General features: G+C 49.5%; 18 protein-coding genes and 1 tRNA gene. 11 read left to right on the top strand and 8 right to left on the bottom strand.

The annotated features are described in order from the left end of the window. Positions 1 to 51: 51 nt before the first annotated feature. A complete protein-coding gene (gene carA, locus L2713_RS00530) occupies positions 52 to 1,227 on the top strand; it encodes a glutamine-hydrolyzing carbamoyl-phosphate synthase small subunit (RefSeq protein WP_248966500.1) in 1,176 nt (391 codons plus the stop codon). Between the two features lie 27 nt (positions 1,228 to 1,254). Further along, positions 1,255 to 4,479 (top strand): carbamoyl-phosphate synthase large subunit, encoded by a 3,225-nt coding sequence (gene carB, locus L2713_RS00525; protein WP_248966499.1) that lies wholly within the window; start codon positions 1,255 to 1,257, stop codon positions 4,477 to 4,479. Between the two features lie 83 nt (positions 4,480 to 4,562). Here the strand turns inward: carB and L2713_RS00520 are convergent, their stop codons facing one another. The 4 genes from L2713_RS00520 to L2713_RS00505 form a co-directional block, all read right to left on the bottom strand. Next, complete coding sequence (locus L2713_RS00520) at positions 4,563 to 5,330, bottom strand: substrate-binding periplasmic protein (protein WP_248966498.1); 768 nt, start codon at positions 5,328 to 5,330, stop codon at positions 4,563 to 4,565. 249 nt (positions 5,331 to 5,579) lie between these two features. After that, the gene (locus tag L2713_RS00515) at positions 5,580 to 6,668 is read right to left on the bottom strand and encodes a methyl-accepting chemotaxis protein (RefSeq protein ID WP_248966497.1); all 1,089 of its coding nucleotides are present in this window, start codon (positions 6,666 to 6,668) and stop codon (positions 5,580 to 5,582) included. 315 nt (positions 6,669 to 6,983) lie between these two features. After that, on the bottom strand, positions 6,984 to 8,357 hold the full coding sequence (gene mgtE, locus L2713_RS00510) for a magnesium transporter (protein WP_248966496.1): 1,374 nt from the start codon (positions 8,355 to 8,357) through the stop codon (positions 6,984 to 6,986). A 22-nt stretch (positions 8,358 to 8,379) separates the two neighbouring features. Next, entirely contained in the window at positions 8,380 to 9,081 is a 702-nt protein-coding gene (locus L2713_RS00505; RefSeq protein ID WP_248966495.1) for a hypothetical protein, read from the bottom strand. Positions 9,082 to 9,761: 680 nt separating this feature from the next. Between L2713_RS00505 and L2713_RS00500 the strand changes: the two genes are divergently transcribed. After that, positions 9,762 to 10,895 (top strand): endonuclease/exonuclease/phosphatase family protein, encoded by a 1,134-nt coding sequence (locus L2713_RS00500; RefSeq protein ID WP_248966751.1) that lies wholly within the window; start codon positions 9,762 to 9,764, stop codon positions 10,893 to 10,895. A 37-nt stretch (positions 10,896 to 10,932) separates the two neighbouring features. Here L2713_RS00500 and L2713_RS00495 read toward each other — a convergent pair whose 3' ends face one another. From L2713_RS00495 to bufA2, 3 genes are all read right to left on the bottom strand, one after another. Continuing rightward, entirely contained in the window at positions 10,933 to 11,748 is an 816-nt protein-coding gene (locus L2713_RS00495; RefSeq protein WP_248966494.1) for an HvfC/BufC N-terminal domain-containing protein, read from the bottom strand. Beyond that, the gene (gene bufB, locus L2713_RS00490; protein WP_248966493.1) at positions 11,745 to 12,626 is read right to left on the bottom strand and encodes an MNIO family bufferin maturase; all 882 of its coding nucleotides are present in this window, start codon (positions 12,624 to 12,626) and stop codon (positions 11,745 to 11,747) included. Before bufB ends, L2713_RS00495 begins: the two co-directional genes overlap by 4 nt. 83 nt (positions 12,627 to 12,709) lie before the next feature. Continuing rightward, positions 12,710 to 13,162 (bottom strand): BufA2 family periplasmic bufferin-type metallophore, encoded by a 453-nt coding sequence (bufA2, locus tag L2713_RS00485; RefSeq protein ID WP_011621764.1) that lies wholly within the window; start codon positions 13,160 to 13,162, stop codon positions 12,710 to 12,712. A 468-nt stretch (positions 13,163 to 13,630) separates the two neighbouring features. Here bufA2 and L2713_RS00480 point away from each other — a divergent pair, with 468 nt between their 5' ends. Further along, positions 13,631 to 14,821 (top strand): class I SAM-dependent rRNA methyltransferase, encoded by a 1,191-nt coding sequence (locus L2713_RS00480; RefSeq protein WP_248966492.1) that lies wholly within the window; start codon positions 13,631 to 13,633, stop codon positions 14,819 to 14,821. Positions 14,822 to 14,928: 107 nt separating this feature from the next. Here L2713_RS00480 and rpiA read toward each other — a convergent pair whose 3' ends face one another. Then, on the bottom strand, positions 14,929 to 15,588 hold the full coding sequence (gene rpiA, locus L2713_RS00475) for a ribose-5-phosphate isomerase RpiA (RefSeq protein ID WP_248966491.1): 660 nt from the start codon (positions 15,586 to 15,588) through the stop codon (positions 14,929 to 14,931). 309 nt (positions 15,589 to 15,897) lie between these two features. Between rpiA and L2713_RS00470 the strand changes: the two genes are divergently transcribed. From L2713_RS00470 to L2713_RS00440, 7 genes are all read left to right on the top strand, one after another. Then, positions 15,898 to 16,824, top strand: coding sequence for a DUF808 domain-containing protein (locus L2713_RS00470; RefSeq protein ID WP_089068300.1), 927 nt, complete (start codon positions 15,898 to 15,900; stop codon positions 16,822 to 16,824). A 93-nt stretch (positions 16,825 to 16,917) separates the two neighbouring features. Then, complete coding sequence (locus L2713_RS00465; protein ID WP_248966490.1) at positions 16,918 to 17,817, top strand: 3'-5' exonuclease; 900 nt, start codon at positions 16,918 to 16,920, stop codon at positions 17,815 to 17,817. A gap of 43 nt (positions 17,818 to 17,860) precedes the next feature. Continuing rightward, entirely contained in the window at positions 17,861 to 18,829 is a 969-nt protein-coding gene (locus tag L2713_RS00460; protein ID WP_248966489.1) for a hypothetical protein, read from the top strand. A gap of 306 nt (positions 18,830 to 19,135) precedes the next feature. Further along, positions 19,136 to 19,212 (top strand) — tRNA-Trp (locus L2713_RS00455). 158 nt (positions 19,213 to 19,370) lie between these two features. Continuing rightward, entirely contained in the window at positions 19,371 to 19,661 is a 291-nt protein-coding gene (locus tag L2713_RS00450) for a DUF2946 domain-containing protein (protein ID WP_248966488.1), read from the top strand. 60 nt (positions 19,662 to 19,721) lie between these two features. After that, positions 19,722 to 21,896 carry a TonB-dependent siderophore receptor gene (locus L2713_RS00445; protein ID WP_262251177.1) on the top strand — a complete coding sequence of 725 codons (2,175 nt, stop codon included), beginning with the start codon at positions 19,722 to 19,724 and terminating at the stop codon, positions 21,894 to 21,896. Beyond that, positions 21,886 to 23,091 carry an acetyltransferase domain-containing protein gene (locus L2713_RS00440; protein WP_248966486.1) on the top strand — a complete coding sequence of 402 codons (1,206 nt, stop codon included), beginning with the start codon at positions 21,886 to 21,888 and terminating at the stop codon, positions 23,089 to 23,091. Before L2713_RS00445 ends, L2713_RS00440 begins: the two co-directional genes overlap by 11 nt. Positions 23,092 to 23,098 lie beyond the last annotated feature (7 nt).

The following is a 23,098-nucleotide window of genomic DNA, read 5'->3' as shown; positions in this document are numbered from 1 at the left end:
TGGTATCTTAACATAGCATAAAAACATTATATTTCAGTGGCTTGGCTCTTTATGGAGGTCGCGTTGACAAAGTCTGCCTTACTCGTACTCGAAGATGGAACCGTATTCACTGGCACAGCAATTGGTGCCGATGGTCTCTCTGTTGGTGAAGTTGTTTTTAACACTTCGATGACTGGATACCAAGAAATTTTAACTGATCCCTCTTATTCACGCCAAATAGTAACTTTAACCTACCCCCACATTGGTAACACTGGTACCAATAATGAAGACGTCGAATCCAATGGGGTTCATGCTTGTGGTTTAATCATTCGCGATCTTCCACTCGTAGCAAGTAGTTTCCGCAATCAGCAAACCCTCAGTGATTATCTCAAAGCGAACAATGTTGTTGGCATCGCAGATATCGATACTCGTAAATTAACTCGAATCCTCCGTGAAAAAGGTGCCCAAGCGGGTTGCATCATGGCGGGTGCTGACTTAGATGAAGCGAAAGCACTGGCTGCGGCTAAAGCCTTCCCTGGTTTAAAGGGTATGGATTTAGCGAAAGAAGTGACGACTGAGAAAGCTTACCCATGGCGTAAAGGTAGCTGGCGTTTAGTGGGCGGCTTACCTGAAGATACTCCAGCCGAAGCGCTGAAGTACAAAGTCGTTGCCTACGACTACGGCGTTAAGCAAAACATCCTGCGCATGTTGGTTGACCGTGGCTGTGATGTCACCGTTGTTCCAGCAAAAACACCCGCTGCTGAAGTGTTAGCGATGAACCCAGACGGTGTGTTCCTCTCTAACGGCCCTGGTGACCCAGAGCCATGCGACTACGCGATTGAAGCGATTCAACAAATCCTGAAAACCGATACGCCGATTTTCGGTATCTGTTTAGGCCACCAATTACTGGCATTGGCATCAGGCGCGAAAACCTTAAAGATGAAGTTTGGTCACCACGGTGCTAACCACCCAGTGAGCAATATCGAAAAAGGTAACGTGATGATCACCAGCCAAAACCACGGTTTTGCTGCCGATGAAGCCACATTACCTGCCAATATCAAAGTGACTCACAAGTCACTGTTCGATGGTTCACTGCAAGGTATCCATCTGACGGACAAGCCTGCGTTCAGCTTCCAAGGTCACCCTGAAGCGAGCCCAGGTCCGAACGATGCGGCCCCACTGTTCGATCACTTTATCGAGCTTATTGAACACTATCGTCTTGTAACGAAAAGTCAGAACGCTAAGTAATACGCAAGCTAGGAGAAGAGAGAAGCAATGCCAAAACGTACAGATATAAAGAGTATTCTTATCCTAGGTGCAGGCCCGATTGTCATTGGTCAGGCGTGTGAGTTTGACTATTCAGGCGCTCAAGCCTGTAAAGCCCTGCGTGAAGAAGGTTACCGCGTCATTCTGGTGAACTCTAACCCTGCCACCATTATGACCGACCCTGAAATGGCCGATGCCACTTACATCGAGCCAATCCAATGGGAAGTGGTACGCAACATTATCGCGAAAGAACGTCCTGATGCGATTCTGCCAACTATGGGCGGCCAAACCGCACTGAACTGCGCCCTTGAGCTTGAGGCTAAAGGCGTACTGGCTGAATTCAACGTTGAAATGATCGGTGCAACTGCCGATGCGATTGACAAAGCAGAAGACCGTAGCCGCTTCGACAAAGCCATGAAGAGCATTGGCTTAGAGTGTCCACGCGCGGGCATCGCCCACAGCATGGAAGAAGCCTATGGTGTACTCGACCTCGTTGGTTTCCCTTGTATTATCCGTCCATCATTCACTATGGGTGGCTCGGGCGGTGGTATCGCCTACAACAAGGAAGAGTTCGAAGAAATCTGTTCTCAAGGTTTAGATTTATCGCCAACCAAAGAGCTGCTCATCGACGAGAGCTTAATTGGTTGGAAAGAATACGAGATGGAAGTGGTTCGTGACCGTAACGACAACTGTATCATCGTGTGTTCTATCGAAAACTTCGACCCAATGGGCGTGCACACCGGTGACTCGATTACCGTTGCCCCAGCGCAGACCCTGACAGACAAAGAATACCAACTGATGCGTAACGCCTCTATGGCGGTACTGCGTGAGATTGGTGTTGAAACCGGTGGTTCGAACGTACAGTTTGGTATCAACCCGAAAGATGGCCGTATGGTGATCATCGAGATGAACCCACGCGTATCACGTTCATCGGCACTAGCGTCTAAAGCAACGGGCTTCCCGATTGCGAAAATCGCCGCCAAGTTAGCGGTCGGTTTCACCCTCGATGAGCTGATGAACGACATCACTGGCGGCCGTACGCCAGCGTCATTCGAGCCAGCCATCGACTACGTCGTGACTAAAGTACCTCGCTTTAACTTTGAAAAGTTTGCTGGCTCAAACGACCGCTTAACCACTCAGATGAAATCAGTGGGCGAAGTGATGGCGATTGGCCGTACTTTCCAAGAGTCACTGCAAAAAGCCCTGCGCGGTTTAGAAGTGAGCCGTCACGGTTTTGACCCCATCACTGACTTAACCAAACCCGATGCCTTAGCGCGTATTCGCCTCGAGCTGAAAGAGCCAGGCTGTGACCGTATTTGGTACATCGCCGATGCTATGCGTGCGGGTTTAACCCTGGATGAAATCTTCCGTTTAACCAACATCGACCCATGGTTCTTAGTTCAGATTGAAGAGCTGATTAAGCTGGAAGGCCAAGTGGCCGAAGGTGGTTTAGCCGGTCTTAACGAAGAGCTGCTGCGTAAGCTTAAGCGTAAAGGTTTTGCCGATGCGCGTCTGGCGGCGGTCCTTGGCGTAAACGAGACTGAAGTCCGTAAACTGCGTGACCGTTTCGACATTCACCCAGTTTACAAGCGCGTAGATACCTGCGCGGCTGAATTTGCTACTGATACAGCTTACATGTACTCAACCTATGAGGAAGAGTGTGAAGCGAACCCATCAGTCCGTGAGAAAATCATGGTGTTAGGTGGCGGTCCAAACCGTATCGGTCAAGGTATCGAATTCGATTACTGCTGTGTGCACGCGGCATTAGCCCTGCGTGAAGACGGTTATGAAACCATCATGGTGAACTGTAACCCTGAAACCGTTTCTACCGACTATGACACTTCAGATCGTCTGTACTTCGAGCCTGTTACTTTAGAAGACGTGTTAGAAATCGTCCGTATCGAGAAGCCAAAGGGCGTTATCGTACAGTACGGTGGTCAAACACCGCTGAAACTGGCTCGCGCCCTTGAGGCGGCGGGGGTGCCCATTATTGGTACTAGCCCAGATGCGATTGACCGCGCAGAAGACCGTGAGCGTTTCCAGCAAGCGATTCAACGCTTGGAAATGAAGCAACCTGAAAACGATACAGTCACCACAGTTGAAGGTGCTGTGATTGCCGCTGAGCGTATTGGTTATCCATTAGTTGTTCGTCCATCCTACGTACTGGGCGGCCGCGCGATGGAAATCGTTTACGACCAACAGGATTTACTGCGTTACTTTAACGAAGCGGTAAGCGTATCTAACGCATCGCCAGTACTGTTAGACCACTTCTTAGATGACGCAATCGAAGTGGATATTGACGCAGTATGTGACGGCGAGACCGTGGTTATCGGCGCGATTATGGAGCATATCGAGCAGGCGGGTGTTCACTCTGGTGACTCTGGTTGTTCTCTACCTCCATACACCTTAAGCCAAGCTATCCAAGACGAAATGCGCGTACAAGTGCGTAAGCTTGCGATGGAGCTGGGCGTTGTCGGTCTAATGAACGTACAGTTTGCCGTGAAGAATAACGAAATCTACATGATTGAAGTTAACCCACGTGCAGCGCGTACCGTGCCATTCGTATCGAAAGCGACAGGTGTGCCGTTAGCTAAGATTGCCGCCCGTGTGATGGCGGGTCAAAGCTTGAAGGCGCAAAACTTCACTCAAGAAGTGATCCCACCTTTCTACTCAGTGAAAGAAGTGGTACTGCCATTTAACAAGTTCCCTGGCGTTGACCCACTGTTAGGCCCAGAAATGCGCTCAACAGGTGAGGTGATGGGTGTGGGCGATACCTTCGCCGAAGCTTATGCTAAGGCGCAGTTAGGTGCGACTTCTGAAGTGCCTAAGTCTGGTCGTGCTCTGTTGTCTGTGCGTAACAGCGACAAGAAACGGGTTGCCGACTTAGCCGCTAAGTTGATTGAGCTGGGTTATCAAATTGATGCCACCCACGGTACTGCGGTTATCCTAGGTGAAGCGGGTATCAACCCACGCTTAGTCAACAAGGTACACGAAGGCCGTCCACACATTCTTGACCGCATCAAGAACGGTGAGTACACCTACATAGTGAACACCACTGAAGGCCGTCAAGCGATTGAAGACTCACGTCAATTACGTCGCGGTGCACTGCGTTACAAAGTGAACTACACCACGACCATGAACGCAGCATTCGCCACTTGTATGGCACACGCTGCGGACGACCGCACTAACGTGACCTCAGTGCAAGAGCTGCATCAGCGCGTATTGGCTAAATAAGCCATAAGCCTCTGTCATCAAAAGGCCGGATAACTTAAGTTATCCGGCCTTTGTTTTTGCGTTAAAAGACTTACGCTCAATATTTATTGCCCAATGCGCTCGGTTTCCATTGGCGGCGCATCATTGGGCAACCAGTGGTGATAAATTTGTGCAAAGGTGCCATCGGCCTTAATGCTGATAAGTGCCTCTTTCCATTTATCGATTTCTTCACTTGGCGTTCCCTTCGAAAATGCAATGTACAGATGATTCGCACTGATAGTGTAGAGGGATTTGACATCATCAATACTCGCGCCCGCTTCGGCCAGAATACTGGGGGCGGTGAGGTTAGTATTGCACCATAAATCGATACGCTTTTTCATCAGTTGTTTAGCGCTCAGTAACGGCGTGGTAGAAGGGGCAATATTGGTAAACTGATGCTCCATTAATAATTGATCTTCCACGGAAGATCGATACACCCCCACGGCCTTCGCCTGCTTGGCATCATCAATCGAGCTAATGTTGAGTTGGCTTTCTTTTAGGGCGTAGAAGTTGATGGTCCCCGTGGCGATTGGGCCTATCATGCTGAACAGTTGTTCCCGTGCAGGCGTTCTGGTCATGGCAAACAGTACTGTATTAGGCTGCTCTGTCATGATTTTCCAGCCGCGTGCCCAGGGAACGACCTTGATGGGATCCTGATTATTCACGCGCTTTTGAATTTCTTGCACCACTTGTACCGCTAAACCATCGGGTTTACCGTCGACGGAAAAGCTAATGGGAGCCCATTCTTCGGTATAGATACTGAGGGCGGCAAGCGCCCGGTACGGAAGAATACATAGGCACGCCGCAATTAGTAAGTGTTTGATAAACTTCATTAACCACCCTAAAAATGAAACTGTTATCGGCAAGTCTCACTGCATGCTCTCAATGAAGTAAAGTTGATAAGCCCTACGCTATCAAGGAGGCTCAGAGGTATTTGTTGGTCGTGATGGCGGAGGAATGCCTTTCAGAGGCAAAGCAGGTATAGAGTGAATTCTCCCAACGAGTGCAGGAGCGGGAAGGGAAGAGAGATTTAGCAATAAAAAGAGCGCCCCAAGGCGCTCATATCTGCTGACAGTCGCGAGTTACTGGCGATACACATCTCGCAGTAGATTATCGAGGCAAGCCACAACCCGCATACTCGAGTCTTCCATAGCATGTAACTGCTTTACCATGTCAGCTAAGTTGCCTTTCTGTTTTGCAGCCAGCGCCGCTTTACCCGCATCGTGCACTGCCTTGTGGGGAGCGTCGAGGGCTTTAAAGTTGCTTAAATGCTGATAATTTTCCGCGCCAAATCCTTTGAAATACCATTGGCCCAAGCGGCATTCGGTGTGTGAATTAACGCTATGATCATGCTTTGGCTTTTCAATTAGTTGGTAAACATTACTCTTCCAGACAGCATGGTCGAGTTTAGTGGTATTTAAAAAAGAAGCGGTCGCCGCATTGTGGATCACCTGCTGCATTTTGTGGGAGCGTTGAAGTACATCTTCAACCACTTGGCCGATTTGAGTCGAGGAGGATGCAACATCGAGGGCACTGTTTTGATTGTTGTGCACAATTTCTTTGATATTCGACGCCTGTGCCACAATCTGCTTTACCAGTTTTTCAATTTGGCTACTGGCCTCGTGAGCCTTACTCGCGAGTTGTCTAACCTCGTCGGCGACCACCGCAAAGCCGCGGCCAGCCTCTCCTGCACGAGCCGCTTCAATGGCGGCATTGAGGGCGAGTAGGTTAGTTTGCTCTGAGATGCCTTGAATGGCGGAGACAAACTGATTAATCGATGAGGTAGTGTTATTCAGCTCGGTTACGGCATCCATACTGTTGGTGGCTTGCTCGTTGATGTCAGTCGCGCGGCTGCCTAAATTGGCAATTGCTACCCGTGTTTGATCAAATATTTTATCTAATTCAGACAGGGCTGCCTGTTCTTCGGTGAGTAATTCAGCGCTGCTGGCTAGGCCTTCTCTCACTGCATTTAGCATCTCGCCGCCCTGATTTTGGCAGGCGATGACTTCGCTATACAGATCAATATGCTGACGGGACTGTTGCTGCATGGCCTCGTTTTCTCGGGCCATGTTTTTTAACTCTTCAATTTCTAATTCGTGTCTGCGTTGTAGATCAATCAGCCGCTGTTTAAGCGCTTCGTTTTCTGCTTTGAGTTTGGAATGAAACCACATAAAAACCTCTAAACCTTTGTCGATATTGTTATGGCAGCAGCTTGTTCGCTCCTTAATGGGCGATTCCTGTGAGGCAGGTGTTAAATCAAAATGCGGCTAGTAAAGCGTAATCTACCCCAGCGCTTTATTCTTATCATTTTCTTAATAAACAACAAATTTATGAACTGGCGCAAATAACGGACCTCAACCAGATGGGAAGACAGAGCGATAAATTCCTTTGCCTTCCCATGGTGGTTTTAAGCTATCACAAAACTCTGTGCGTCACAGCGACATCTGACTGAAAACGCGGTGACGACTTGTTAGAGAACCATCGACCTATGCCGTCGGCAAATCGAGCAGCATAGTGGCAATACTAAAGTAAACCAGTACACCAATGATATCGGCTATTGAGGTGATAAGTGGCGCACTGGCTGAAGCCGGATCCATTTTTAACTTGCTGAGTAAAAAGGGCAGTGACATACCAATCAGGCTGCCAATGACCACCACAATTTGCATGGTCAGTGCAACGACGAGGGCGATTTCAGGGCCGCCGCGCCAGAAACCGAGCAAGGACACCGCCAGCGCCATGCTGGCACCGAGTAATCCCGCAACCCCTAACTCGCGCCCTAGCAGTGAGAGCCAATCCTTGAGTATCACTTCGCCGGTGGCTAATCCCCGCACCATTAAGGTCGCGGATTGCGAGCCTGCATTACCGCCGCTGTCGATAAGTAAAGGCAGAAAGAACACTAAAGACACATAGCTTGAAATCGTATCTTCGAAAAAGGCGATACCCGCCCCCGAGAAGATATTGCCAAAGACCAAAATCACCAACCAGACTACACGCTTACGGTAGAGTAGCCCTATGCTGGCTGTCTTTAAATTGTGCTCGATATTGCCTATGGCCGCGGTTTTGGTGAACTCGAGATCGGCCTGTGAGCTGGCAATATCCATCGCATCGTCATAGGTCACAATCCCGACCAATTGCCCCTTGCCATTGATGATGGGCAGGGCCAGCAAATCGTAATGGGCGATCATCTGCACCGCTTCTTGGCATTGGGCGTTGGCATCCAAGGCAATGGGGTTGGGCTTCATAAAATCGACCACCCGTTCTTCTGGCTGAGCCAGCAGTAATTGCCGTAGCGAGACGGTACCAATTAAGCGTCCCAACATATCAACCACATAGGCTTGATATATGGTTTCTTTGTCGGCGGTTTCCGTGCGAAGCATATCAATCGCCTGGGCGGCGGTATGTCGACTATTGAGCAAGGTATAATCCGATGTCATCGCCGCACCGACCTTGGTTTTATCGTAGGCTGCTAGGGTGCGCAGATCTTCCCGTTTAGCCTGTGCTAACACTGGCAAGAAGAGTTTTTGCTGCTCAGGTTGGAGCAGATTGTAGAGATCGGCGCGCTCATCCGCCGCCATCGTTAGTAAGAGCGACGATAGTGTGGCTTTATCAAGCTGTTGCACTAACGTGGCTTGCTGCTCCTCGCTTAAATAGCGCAGTAAATCGGCGGCAACTTTTGCCGGTGCCAGTTGCAAAAACACTAATTGCTGCGACTGACTAAAGGTGCTGAGCGCGGTGGCAATGTCCGCGGGATGGCGCTCTTTGGCCAAGGCGACCATGCTCGTGCTGTCGCGTTGTTCTAGGATGATTTGCAGGGCTAAGATGATTTGCTTAGTGTTTTTTTGGTTGTTGTTCATGTTCATAGGTCATTCTCCCAACGAGCTATTAGCCAAAGAAAAAAGTGATATCAGCACCGAATTGCTGGGCGTTTCCCTTAAGGTCATTGCCTAGGCTGAACTCGAGTTGCAACTGTCTTTTGAGTAACCATTGATAGGCAAGACGGTAGGCGTGTGCCTCGGGTGCTTTGCGATAAATTTCGCCGATCCATTGCTGATCTTCGCTCTGCGCTAAGGCAATGGCGATGCCTGCGATCAGTTGTGGCGACTGAGCCGCGTGTTGATAAAAGCCCAAATTGCTATAGAGGCGTAAATCCCGTTCCGCCATCTGATATCCCATAATGCTGAGCACTTCTGCGCCAATGGGGTGAGGATCTTGATGATGGTGTTGCAGATTAATGGACAGCGCGCTCTGCCAAGGGCCAGTGTCGATAGGCAAGGGTAATTTAATGCCCAGCTCGGTTTGCTGTTGGTTATTGCTGCTGTCTGCTTGATCTTCAACGCTTAGATGCTGATGTTCAAACCCTAAGTGCCATTCCCATTGTCCTTGGTTGCAGGTTGCCGCCGTTTTGAGTGCTGTCGCAGAGTGATCCGATCTAGGTTGTTGCCAGCCGAGTTGCAGCTCGCAGCGCTCGGCGATGCCGGGATCATCAACGTCCAGCAAAGAGGCGTTCGCTGTGACGCTAAGGCATAGCCCAAAGAGGGCCAAAGGTTGCCGGGCTAAGGTGGATGTATGTTTGATATAAGCCATAGGTAAACTCCCAAAGTAAGGGAAGCCTACTGGGGCAAAACATGCGTGAAGATGTATTCAATGGTCAGCACTTTCCCTCCAGCCAAAGGCCGGATAAAACCAATAGCCGAGCGCAAGCATAAGCTGATTGGCCATGGGTAAAGGCTTAAATTGAATATATGGGAGTGGAGTTAGGAAGCGTCACGCTACTACCCTGCCTAGCAGGTAGCAGCAAAAACATTGCGGGCTAGTGCTAGGTGTTTAATCCTGTCACTTGGACAGGGCATCTACTGTCACTTATGTGTGTGCCCACAGTGGGTCTCCGCAATGATAAAAGTGGCTAGATTCTAAACCGCGAAAACGCAAAGTCAAACCTGAGTGCCAATTCACTATGTTTATGTTTGAATTTGGTTTTTATTCTTGAGTGAATTGAGTTAGTTGGTTTTAATCTTGTTGACTGTTGGTGGTTAAATGCTCTCACCAAGTGGGTTTCTTGTTGGTTTTATGGGCTTTCTTGCCTTGGTCGCTGGTGGTAATGAGTGTGCTGTGATTGATGATCGAATCGATTTAGGTATAACCTTGGGTGTCACGCCTTAAGATGGCATCTCTTGCCTAAGTCGTTGGGAGAATAGGCCATTTTGATGCGTAAATCCGTTAAAGGCGCTGTTGATAGCATGATTTGGCTAAAGAGGAATAATACCGTGGCGCAGCATTCCCCAGAATGGTCGAGTTCGACTGAGGCAACGCAATCGAATATTAAAATTGCGACCGTGAATCTATTTAACTTTATCGAGCCGCCCTCTGCCTTTTACGATTTTGAGAATATCTATAGCCACGGCCAATGGCAGAAAAAGTGCCAGTGGTTTAGCGAGTTATTGAATCAACACCATCCGGATATTGTTGGGTTTCAGGAGGTATTTAGCCCCGAACCGTTACGCCAGCTTGCGTTGCAGCAGGGATTAACCCACTTTGCGGTGGTCGATAGTGCGACCTTGGTCAATGATTATATCTATCAAAGCCCTGTGGTGGCGTTGGCGTCTCGCTTCCCTATCCTTGAGGTACACGCTATCGAACCAGAGGCGCACTTAGTGGCGGCGATGGGCCTGTCGAGCGAATTTAGCTTTAGCCGTAAAGTGTTACGGGCGACGGTGGCGGTGCCGCAGATTGGCCCCTGTGATTGTTATGTGGTGCATTTTAAATCTAAGCGGCCGGGATTGGCTTTAGAGCCGCATCCCTTGGGCTTGTCGTTAAATGCGCCGTCGGATCTTAAGTTACACGCCGAGACTAAGCTATTAACCGAACAGGCCCTCGGGCGCTGGGCCTCGACCATGCAGCGGGGCGCCGAGGCGGCATTGCTGTTCCATGCCATACTCGCCAGAAGGCAGAGTGCCAAATATCCGGTGATCCTGATGGGGGATTTTAACGATAGTTTGTCCTTAGGTGCGTTGGATGCGTTAACCCTCCAAGGCGAAGCGCTGCACAGTAACGATATTAAAGCTGCTGGGCTTGGGCATTTATCCGATGCAGCATTAGCGCAAGTGTTTGCCCACTATCGATTACAAGATGCTTATGAGCTGTTTATCGAAGCCAATTTAGCCGATAACGCCGTCCATTACCGTGAGCATAGGGCGCCCACCCATTACTATGGCCCTAAAGGATCAGTGCTGGATTATGTGTTGCTCTCCAATGAGTTTGATGCCAGCGATAGCCGCAGTTTGGCGCAGGTGGTGGATTATCAGACCTGCGATAGACACTTAGTCAGGCCCGAATATGAGCGCGATGCCTATAGTACCGACCATGCCCCCGTGATGGTGGAATTGGCACTGCGGCGTTAGCGGTTCGAGCCGCTGTTTGTGTATAGAGACTGATGCCTTAATCGTTTGGCTGAACACTCAATATCAAACCTAATTGAAACCAAGCTTGCAGCGCTTGCAACAGCTGCTGCATGGCCTCTTCTGGCGTAAAAAACGCCAACATCAATTCGCATTGCTCGGCAATATTGGCGCCATGAATAAATCCTTGAATTAAGGCTAATTGGTATTCTGCGAGGGAGATAAATTCTGTTAAACGGCTTTCACCGCGCCAGAGTAACCAAGCGCGTTTACCTTGATAATTGGGCGTGGGTGGGACTTGTTGATGCTTTAAGGCTTGCCAGGTTTCGACCGCATTGCTGGCACACTCAAAAAGCTGCACGCTGGGGTGAAAACGCAGTTGGCAATAGGGCCAAGCATCGGCGGGTAAGGATTGCAGCGCCGCAAAACTTGCGCGCTGTGCATCCTTGGCATCGAAGGCATTGAGTAGGCGGCGCTCGAATCTCGCGATATCGCTGATAATTGGATACTGACTAAAAAAAGCGTCGCTGGCTAAGTAGTCGGGCAGGGCATCGGCAAATTGGCGTAACGAGGTAAAACGTGAGGGCTGGTGGGCGATATAGCCATTGGCCATGCGCGCAAATAAGTCATCGCCCAAATACAGACCGAGTATTTCATGGTCGGTATCGAGGACTTCGGTTAAGCGAATGCGATAGGCATTGGCGTAAATCTGCATGCGGATATCACGGCCGACGCCGCCTTGCTCGGCAACTTTGTCACTAAAGGATTTCTCTATGGTTTCTGGTATTGGCGTTTGGGCGGCGCTTGCCAGCAGATAATCCATAAATTGCTGTTGGATCTCGCGAAGTTGACTCATGCTACCGTCTCCTGCCGCGGTCTGTAAACCAGAGGATGGGACTCACCTAAGCTGGTGCGGGCGATGTTGCGGGCAATTGCTAACTCGGCTTCTAATGTATTAAATTCGGGGATGTTGGCATCGCGCTCGATCATAGTGCTGACGCCACCAAAGCGGGTTAATGCCTGTCGATACAGCTCCCAGACACTGGGGCAAACGTCGTGATCATGGGTGTCGATAACATAGTCGCCGTAATCCGAGTGGCCCGCTAAGTGAAATTGTTGCACCCGATTAGGCGCGATTTGCAGCAGATAATCCTCAGGGGGAAACTGATGGTTACGGGCGCTGACATAGATGTTGTTGATATCTAACAGCAATAGGCAATCAGCCTCCTCGGCTACTGCGTTAACAAATTGCCACTCATTCATGGTCGAATCTTGGTAGGACAAATAGCTGGAGACGTTCTCCATCAGAATGCGGCGGCCTAAAAAGTCCTGCACTATGCCGATGCGCTCGGCCACGTGTCTTACGGTTTCTTCGGTGTAGGGTAGGGGCAGTAAGTCATGGCTATTGATACCGTGGATGGCGGTCCAGCAAATATGATCGGAAATCCATTGGGGTTGTACTTCATTCGCGAGTTGTTTAAGCGCCTTGAGATAATCCATATTCAGCGGATCTGTGCTGCCGATGGATAAAGAAACGCCGTGCATCACCAGCGGATAACGCTCGGCAATCTCATTCAGGTAATAGCGGGGTTTTCCGCCCGCGACCATAAAGTTTTCCGAGAGTATCTCGAACCAGTCGACCTCGGGTTGATGCCTAAGCACATGGTCGAAGTGCTGGGTTCGCAGCCCTAAACCAAAACCTAGGGTGGGGTGAGTGAGACGCTGTTTATCCATGTATCAACCTCATGATGACTGAGTGGCTGAAGCGGCCCAGATACCGACCGCTTATTCCTCTGTACCAAGCTTGCGGGCAAGTCTTAAGCGCCGACCTTGCCACCTAAGTCGCCACAGGCTTTGGCTGGGGTGGCCACAAAACCACTGCCTTTGCAGCTGGCGTGTCCGGCGCAGGCATTGTCTGCGGTTTTACAGTCGTTATGGCCTTTGCATGTATTGATGCCATAGCAGTGCACTAACTCGGTATTGGCGATTTTGCCCACCCAATCATCGGCCACTTTGCCACCGACATCGCCACAACTCTTGGATGGCATAGCCACAAATCCACTGCCTTTACAGCTGGCGTGTCCAGCGCAGGCGTTATCTGCGGTTTTACAGTCGTTATGGCCTTTACAGGTATTCACGCCATAACAGTGAACGAGGTCGCTACTGTCGGCGCTGGTCATAGGTTCTGCTGCATTCACTTGGCTTGCCATACCGGCCATGGCCATAGCAAGTGCTGCACCTGAAAGTGCGGTTTGGGCTTTCTTATTCATGGTATCTTCCTTTGCATTCTGACTACATGAGTCATCTTGTTGATTAGCTTGCTTTTATAACGACAGCACCAATAGGCAGCATATAAAGCGGATGGATAAACACAGGAATAAGCCTAGTTGCTTGTGTAGCTTTTGCTTAAGTCCTGTTGCTGGGATAAGACCTTAAGGGGCGAGAATATCTTTCAGCGAAATACTGTTTATCTCGTCGAAAATCGTGCTGGCTTGCCAAAAATCGGCTGTGACAAGTGGGTTTTGCGGCGAAAACTAAGCTATGATCGCCATCACTTAGCGCGGCACTATTGCGCGTTGTTGACGGTGGACACGCGTTGTTTACGGTGGATGGCTCGCGCTCAAACGATATTAGGTATATTATCCGCTTCCATTTTTTGAAGACGGCGCCTGGCGAACTTAACGCAGTTTGTTGTGGCGGTTCAATTTAGCAAGGCGGTACTTTTTTAAGGCGGTACTATGGCAGTCAGAATCAAACTTAAACCCGGTCGCGAAAAGTCCCTTGAGCGTCGTCATCCTTGGGTCTTTTCCAACGGGATCCACAACGTAAAAGGCAAACTCGAGCCGGGCGATACCGTCGATGTGGTTGCCCATGATGGCCATTGGTTGGGCCGTGGTGCTTGGTCTCCTGAGTCTCAAATCCAAGTGCGGATTTGGACTTTTGATCGCGAAGAAGAAATTGACCGTGAGTTTTTTAAGCGCCGTATTCTGCGTGCCCAAGCGGGACGCGACGATCTCATTCGTGAGCAAGGCTTAACCGGTTACCGCTTAATTGCCGCCGAGTCCGATGGTCTGCCCGGTATCACCATTGATAAATACGCTAATGTGTTGGTCTGCCAATTGCTAAGCATGGGCGCCGATGTATGGCGTGACACTATTGTCGATGTGCTCGCCGAGCTGTATCCCGATTGCGCGATTTACGAGCGCTCAGACGTTGATTCCCGTAAGAAAGAAGGCTTAGCTTCCACCATGGGACTGCTCCATGGCACGCTGCCTGAAATGCCCGTTATCATTGAAGAAAACGGTATCAAGATTGCCGTCGATGTGACTAAGGGCCATAAGACTGGTTTTTATCTCGACCAGCGCGACAACCGTGCCATGGCCGCGCGGTTTGTGAAGGGCAAATCGGTGCTGAACTGTTTTTGCTACACGGGCACCTTTGGTTTGTATGCTGCTAAGGCGGGCGCCGCCAGCATTGAAAACGTCGACGTGTCGGCGCTTGCCCTCGATACCGCGCGTTTGAACATGCGAGTCAATGGCTTAAATGATGACAATGTGCATTACAACGAAGCCGATGTGTTTAAGCTATTACGCCAGTACCGTGATGAGGGTAAAACCTTCGATGTGATCGTACTCGACCCGCCAAAGTTTGCCGACAATAAGTCGCAGCTCAATGGCGCCTGTCGTGGCTATAAAGATATCAATATGATTGCGTTGCAATTATTAAATCCGGGCGGGGTGCTGTTGACCTTCTCTTGCTCGGGATTAATGCCCGCGGATCTGTTCCAAAAAATCGTTGCCGATGCGGCACTGGATGCTAAACGTGAGATCCAATTTATCGAGCGTTTAAGCCAAGCGAGCGATCACCCGATTGCCAGCGCCTTCCCAGAAGGCTTTTACCTCAAGGGCTTAGTGGCCCGAGTGTGGTAATCGCTTAATGGCCTTAGTGTCATAAAAAATGAGGGTCATAAAAAATGCCAGTGCAGTTGCACTGGCATTTTTGTTTCTCGCATGGGAGTCTTTCGACTCACCTTGCCTTAAGCGGTAAAGGTTTTCACGCCTTCAGGGGTGCCAACCAATAACACATCGGCGCCGCGTTTCGCGAATAGACCGTTGGTCACTACGCCGACGATGGCGTTGATCTTCTCTTCTAATTCCTTAGGATTGATGATCTTAAGGTTGTAAACGTCGAGGATCACGTTGCCGTTATCCGTGACAACGCCTTCACGGTACACTGGGTCGCCGCCGAGTTTGACGAGTTCACGGGCCACGTAAGAACGCGCCATTGGGATCACTTCAACGGGCAGAGGGAATTCACCCAAAATATCCACTTGTTTAGTGTTATCCACGATACAGACAAACTTTTCAGCTACAGCCGCAACGATTTTCTCGCGGGTTAATGCTGCACCGCCGCCTTTGATCATGTCCATATTGCCGTTGATTTCATCGGCACCATCGACATACACAGATAATTTATCGACGCTGTTTAAGTCATAAACTGGGATGCCAAGGGCTTTCATCTTTTGGGTTGAGGCTTCTGAGCTTGATACCGCACCTTCAATATCGGCCTTCATGGTGGCGAGGGCATCGATAAAGTGATTGACGGTTGAGCCTGTGCCTACACCCACAATGCTGTCTTTCTCAACGTATTTGAGAGCAGCCCAGCCAGCGGCTTTTTTCATTTCATCTTGAGTCATGTTGACATCCTGTAATGGCAAATGAGTAAAAATTCTGGGCTTAGTATACTCTTTTCCATCAAAGTGTGTGGTGCTATTGCACTGTAGCTGTGATCTTGGGCGGTGATCTTATGCAGTGTTCGGCTTAATGTGCTTACAGATTTAATCACTAAGCGAACTCGTTAAAATAAGTGATGTGCCTAAGATAAAGTCCATTTCTCTATTGACGATTCGCTATGCGGGCTTAATCTAACTAAGTTACTATGGTAAAAGCAGAATTGGCGAAAGCAGAATTGATAAAAACAGCATTATTTGTTTAAGGGAGCATGTATGGCAGGGGCGAGTTTATTAACCTTACTCGACGATATTGCATCCATTTTGGATGACGTGGCGGTGATGAGTAAGGTCGCGGCCAAGAAAACCGCCGGGGTATTAGGGGACGATTTGGCCTTAAACGCCCAGCAAGTGACAGGCGTGAGTGCCGACCGTGAATTACCCGTGGTCTGGGCGGTCGCCTTAGGCTCGTTTCGCAATAAATTGATTTTAGTGCCAGCGGCCATGTTGATCAGCGCCTTTATTCCTTGGGCGGTGACGCCCTTGTTGATGTTCGGTGGCTTGTTTTTATGTTTTGAAGGCTTTGAGAAATTACACCACAGCTATAGCCATCGCAAAGACAAACATGCGGAGCAGGCCGAATCGGACTTACCCGAAATAAGCGATCTGGCGGCCTATGAGAAGGAAAAAGTGAAGGGCGCAATTCGCACCGACTTTGTGTTGTCGGCAGAAATTATCGCCATCACTTTAGGCATAGTCGCGGATAAGTCGCTGACGACGCAATTTTTTACCCTCGCCATTATCGGTATTGTGATGACCATAGGCGTTTATGGTTTGGTGGCGGCGATTGTCAAAATGGACGATGCGGGTTTGTATCTGAGCCAGCGTCAGGGCGAGTCGAGCTTTACTCGCTTTAATCGTAAGTTGGGTTTTGGCTTACTGAGTGCGGCGCCCGTGTTGATGAAGAGCTTAACCATTATCGGTACTGCTGCTATGTTTATGGTGGGCGGCGGCATTCTAACCCATGGATTACATTGGGTCGGCGAGCAAATCCACCATGCCGAGCAATTTGTGGAAACCATTGCCGTTGTCGGCCCAGTGCTTGGGTTACTGACGCCGAGCATTCTTAACGCGCTCTTTGGCATCGCGGCGGGCGCTGTGGCGGTACTGCTGATGACTGGGTTCCAAAAGCTACGTAGCTGATCCGTTTTTGATCCTTTATTGCTGATCAGCTAACCCGAGTTGCGCAAGTGCTAAGGTGCTCGCGGCGATTATTTCAACGCTCAAGGACGAAGTATGCAATTAATGCGTTATTGCCTTTCTCCCAATAAGTTGGCTTGGTTGCGTCAGGAATTAGGCGAACATGCCGACGAGCTTATCGCGGCGATGGATAAAGCGGGGAGTCAATATCTGGCTGGGTTAGCCGAGTCCCAAGCGGGAGACTTATCGGCAGGCGATTCGCAACTTAAGTTCCAATGGTTTCAGCAAAAACTCGCCTTAACGACGCGATTAACGGATGCCGAGCTGGCAAACCTCGTACCACTGTCGCTGGTGGATATAAAGGGCGAAATGCGGGGCGAAATGCGGGTGGAATTAGTCACGCCCGATACGCTTGCCACCGCATTACAACAACTTAGCCGTGAATCCGTGCTGGGGTTTGATACCGAAACGCGGGCAAGCTTTGAGCCGGGTGTTCAACATCCATTGAGCTTAGTGCAATTGGCGACCTCAGATACCTGCTATTTATTTCAGCGGGCGGTATTGGGTGAGAGGCTCGCCGAGCTTAAACCTTTGCTCGACAATGAGCAGATCCTCAAAGTGGGGATTGGATTAAGGGGCGATGGTCAAGCACTGAAACGGGATTGGGATATTCAGGTTTCTCCTCGACTCGATTTGAATTGGGCGATGGCGCAGCTCGGCGCTGGGAAGGAAATGGGGACGCGGCAATTGGTGGCGGCATTACTGCATAAACGTATCGATAAACCTAAAAAAATTACCCTCTCGAATTGGCAACAGGTGCCTTTATCCCAAGCGCAAATTCAGTACGCCGCCCTCGATGCATTGGCGGCAAACCTCTGTTTTTGGCAGTTAATCGACAAGCTGCAAGGTTTTTATGGCAAAACGACTGTCGGTAATAAACCCTTATTGCCGCCGAGTTTAGCCACACGACTCGCGAGCTATTTTCATCCAGCTTAAGACTTGAGATAAGGTCGCGAAGATAAGGATTAGGGGGCAAGAGATGTTGGATGCGATTTGTGTACTCACAACCGAGGCTGCGGCAGAGCACGCTTCGTCGCCATTACGACTCAATCCTCATGCTCAGGCCGGTGTCACCTACAGTGTGTTCAAGTTTCAGCAGTTACCCGAGGCTGAGATTGAGCGTTTGCGCCAGCATTTATATTGCCCCGCCTGCTACGGCAAAGCCTATTTTCGTAAAGCATCTAAGGATGGTAGGGCCGCCTGTTTTGGCTCCCGTTACCATGAGCTCGATTGCATCGAATTTAATCCGTCGGCGCAAAAGTCCCGTGAAGAACAAGATGCCCTCGAAGTGCAGCAACAACTGCTCGACGCCGATGCCTTGGTTATCGATTTTTCGCTTAATCCCAGTAATAAGAAACCATCTAACTCAGCGCACAAAATCAAGGCTCCCCAAGAGCAAGAGGTTGGAGCCAAAAGTGAACTTGAAAATGATACCGAGCCATTAGTGTCAGTACAGGAGCCCAGAGCTGGCTATCAAGTGGTGGCCGATAAACCCGAAGTAGCAATCACGGCAATGCGTACTCCGAGCCAAGGGCTAGAAAAGTTACTCCATAGCCTGCTGCGCGGCTCCGAACTGGCGACTTCGGATCTTTGGGTTTACACCGATGATGAGCGTAAGTACCGCTGGCGGGCGAAGAATTTGTTTGTGAATTTTGCCGATGCGGATCCGACGGATAACAAACCCCATATGTACTGGGGCACTATCTCCCATAGTGACCCGACCTTATCTTGGCTCAATCCCGCCGACAGTAAAGACATAGGTATTCCTATCGAGGCTATCAAAACCAAACTGTTTAAGCGCTTTAATATCGAAGATAAACGGGATTTAGAGGGCGCAGGGCTTATCCTGTTTGGTAAGTGTTTTTGGAATAAGGATAAGACCCGCAAAATTATCCAGCTTTGGGACAATGATTTGCGGCGGATTTTTATCTCAACCCTTGATGATTAACCATCAGCGAGGGGATTTAGTCGCGAGAGTATGGGACGCACTGCGCTTAAATTCATCTTTTAAGGCATTTTCACGACTCTTTTGTTATTTTTTTACCATAGAGAGAGCATCATTTCTTAATGTTTACTCAGTTGCTGGCGGTTTTTTTACGTTCAGCACTGAGCTTACATGCTGACTTTTTCAGCTTTATGCCAATTAAATCAACAGTAGATGGCAAACTTGTTTGAAAATTCCTCAGTTAATTAAGTTTGTCATAAAAAGTCCTTTACCTTTGAGAGTGCTTTTAGCATAATGCCCCACGTCAACAGGGGTGTAGTTCCAATTGGTAGAACAGCGGTCTCCAAAACCGATGGTTGCGGGTTCGAGTCCTGCCACCCCTGCCAAATAAAACAACGGCTTGCATAGAAATATGCGAGCCGTTTTATTTTGCGCGCGATAAATTTTCTCACCGCATTTGCTTACATTTGTTAAGTAAAGGTATTTGCAACTTTCGTAGTGTCTAACATACAATCGCAAGCCCTTTGGTTTGAGGATGTATGGTTTGAGTTCTGTGATGCAAACAAGGCGCAGATTAGCACTATGGCTTGCCGCCATCTTAGTGTTGCTGTCTGTTGCGTTTGCGGTGCACAGTGTTTCCCACCTCAATGATGATACCAAGGCCCACTGCGCGCTGTGTTTGCATCAGCATCAATTGCAGCATGCCCTCTCATACTCTCCTTTAGATTTTCAAGTTGCTCAACAGGGTGTTATCTCGGTTGAGTTTGATGTTATTTCCTTTAAGACGCCATTTAGGTGCTACTTCCATAGCCGCGCGCCGCCGCTCACAGCCTAACTCCTGCTTTTTATCTATTTCTCTTATTTTTCGAGCGCCTTGGCTTAACCAAGGTGCCCGATGCTGTTTATTTTTGGAGTGAAAATGGCTGTTTATGTGAGCCACAAGCGCTCGGCATTAGTGCTGGGCGTGGCGTTATTGGCGTTGGATGTGAGTGTTCCCCTATTGGCCGCCGAGGTTGTGCCAACTGATACCGCGGGACTTAATGACGACGATATCGAGCGTTTAAGCATTCATTATCGTCAGGCCTACCGCGGCAATGTGCCAGCTACAGAGCTGCCCCAAGCGATTACTGTGCTGGATGAGCAACTGATTAAAGATACTGGGCTGACGCGTTTTCAAGACTTATTGGATTATTCCGCCAGTGTCGCACGGCAAAACAACGGTGGTGGGCTGTGGGATAGTTTTTCGTTACGGGGCTTTCCTGGGAATGAAAACATGCCATCGGGCTATTTAATCAATGGTTTTAATGGTGGCCGAGGATTCAGTGGTCATAGAGATCTATCGAACGTGGCCTATGTGGAAATCCTCAAAGGCCCGGGTTCGGCGCTTTATGGACGCTCGGAGCCGGGTGGCACTGTGAATATTGTGACTAAAAAGCCGCAGTACGAGGCGCAAGGCTATTTAAAAGCGTCTGCGGGGAGTTTCGATCAATATCGGTTGGAAGGGGATTTTACCTCTGGGCTGACCGATACCTTGGCCTTTAGGATCAATGGCGCTTGGCAGGAGCATGACAGTTTTCGCGATTACGTGTTTAGCGATAAAAAAATCGTCACACCATCGCTGCGCTGGCAATTGTCGGATAGGTCATCGCTCCTGTATGAGGTTGAATATCTTAAGCAAGAACAGTTATTTGACCGTGGTGTAGTGGTACTCAATAACGACTTTAATACTGTGCCCCGTTCGCGTTACTTGGGCGAGCCCAACGATGGGCCAACTAAAGTAGATGCGACTGGGCATCAGCTTACCTATGAGTATGAATTAAATGAGGATTGGTCGCTTACCGCGGGTTATAACTATCGCGATTCGAGTCTGAATGGCTACTCATCGGATGCCGAATTAGCAAGGGGACGTCAATCCTTATATGACGATGGCCGTACTCTGACGCGGCAGCATCGCTATCGAGATTACGCCTCAGAGGATCATTCAGTGCGTGCCGAACTCAGCGGCCAGTTTGATACCGGCAGCATAAGACACAATCTGCTGCTCGGGACGGATGCCTATCATTATCGACTAAAAACGGGACTCTACCGTTATCGAGGCCAGAAGGGCGCCTATGCTATCGATATCTTTACGCCCCAATATGGCGCGGCTCAGCCTGAGGTCAGTCTGCTGTATGAAAACCGAGAGACTCAAGATGCCTGGGGCGCCTATTTACAGGATCAATTGGAGTTAACCGAGCACTGGAAACTGCATTTAGGGTTAAGGTTTGACCGTTATTCCCAAGAAATCGCAGAGCAGGTCAACGCGAGTCTGTCGGGTCAAAGCGATAACAGAGTCAGTCCGAAAGTCGGATTAGTGTACCAATGGTCTGAGGCCTTAAGTGTTTACGGCTCCTATTCGGAAGGATTCTTACCGCTTTCAGGCACTGATTATGCGGGTAATCCCTTCGAGCCAGAGGAGAGCAAATCCGTCGAGTTAGGGGTTAAGTTCAACAGCACTTGGTTTGAGTTACCCGTCAATGGTAGTTTGGCTTGGTTTGATGCGCAAAAGAGCAATATCTTGACCTCTGATCCCGTCAATGTCGGCTTTTCGGCGACCCTTGGTGAAGCCAAGAGCACTGGGATTGAATTGGATATCGCGGCCGAATTGACCGAGAGCTTACAAGCGACCTTGTCCTATGCCTACCTGAATACCCGCACGGCGAACGACAGCCTGAATCTAGATTGGGGCGTGTTAATTCCGGCGGGAAGTCCGCTGGTCAATGTGCCAAAACACACGGGCAGTATCATTCTCAAACAGGACTTAAATGAACTATCTATCGACGGTCATTTAGGGCTGAGTTGGCGTTATGTGGACTCACGCTTAGGTGATTCGGCCGATCCGAGTTTTCAATTACCAAGTTATCAGTTACTTGGAATGTTCTTTACTACTCGGCTTGGTGAAAACCTAAGTCTCGCGCTCAATGTCGATAACCTGCTGGATGAGCACTATATCGCCAGCAGTTATTCGGCGCTGTGGGCCGTGCCGGGTGAGCCACGTAACGTTAAAGTGAGTGTTAGCTATGAATTCTAATGTCACAGTGACACCCATGGCTTCGTCTGTGACGCCTCAGCTGCAAGGGCGTCAGCGAATCAATAGCATCGACATGATGCGCGGCTTAGTGATGCTGATTATGTTGCTCGACCATGTGCGGGAGCGGTTTTTCCTGCATATGCAGGTGAGCGACCCAATGGATTTAAGCACAACCAACTGGGCGCTGTTTGTCAGCCGTTTTGCAGCGCACTTTTGTGCGCCGGTGTTCGTCTTTTTAACTGGAGTCTCGGCCTGGCTTTACGCCAATCGTGGCTATGGCGAGCCGCGCTCTGCGCGCGAGTTTTTAATCAAGCGCGGACTATTCTTAATCGCCCTCGAAGTATTGGTGATTAATGTCTCATGGATGGGCAATTATCACACCCTGTGGTTGCAGGTGATTTGGGTGATAGGACTGAGCATGTTGGCTCTCGCGGCATTAATCAAGCTCCCAAGGCTATGGATGGCATTACTCGGGCTATTGATTGTCTTTGGCCATAACCTATTGTCGCCTATCCATTTTACGCCAGACGAGTGGGGCTATAGTCTGTGGACGATATTGCATGACCGAGGTTATTTGATTGCCGAGGGCGAGCTTAAGCTGAAGATAAGTTACCCAGCGCTACCATGGATTGGCGTGATTTTATTGGGCTATGTAGCTGGCCCCGTCTTTGGCCGAGGGAGTGATGCGTGGCAGCGTCAGCAAAAATTAATACTGTTAGGGCTTGGCTGCGCTCTGCTGTTTGGCTTGCTGCGTGGGTTCAATCTCTACGGCGAGACGCTGCCTTGGCAGTTTGGCGATACCCTAGGTCAAACCTTAATGTCGGTATTTAATCTAACTAAGTATCCGCCATCACTGAGTTTTTTGTTGGTGACCTTGGGCGGGATGTTCTACGGCTTAGTAGTGTTTGAGCGCTATTTTGCGACAGGCAGAGTATTAGGTTGGATGGGGCAGAGGTTAGCAGTGTTTGGCTCAGTGCCCATGTTCTTCTATATCTTGCACTTATATGTGCTGCTGTTGCTGTACTCGCTGGCTAAATGGGTATTTGGCGCAAACCATGGGGAGCTTTTTGGTGTAGCGCATATGGGGTGGATATGGCTGATAAGCTTAGTCTTGATCCCTTTGCTCTATTATCCCGTGCGCTGGTTTAGCCGTTACAAAGGACAGAGTCAGCAGGCTTGGCTTAAGTATCTCTAAATTGGCT

This window comes from Shewanella seohaensis (genome assembly GCF_023283775.1).
GTDB lineage: Bacteria > Pseudomonadota > Gammaproteobacteria > Enterobacterales > Shewanellaceae > Shewanella > Shewanella seohaensis.
Note: the sequence above shows the minus strand (reverse complement) of the source record. Positions and strands in the feature narration are given on the sequence as shown.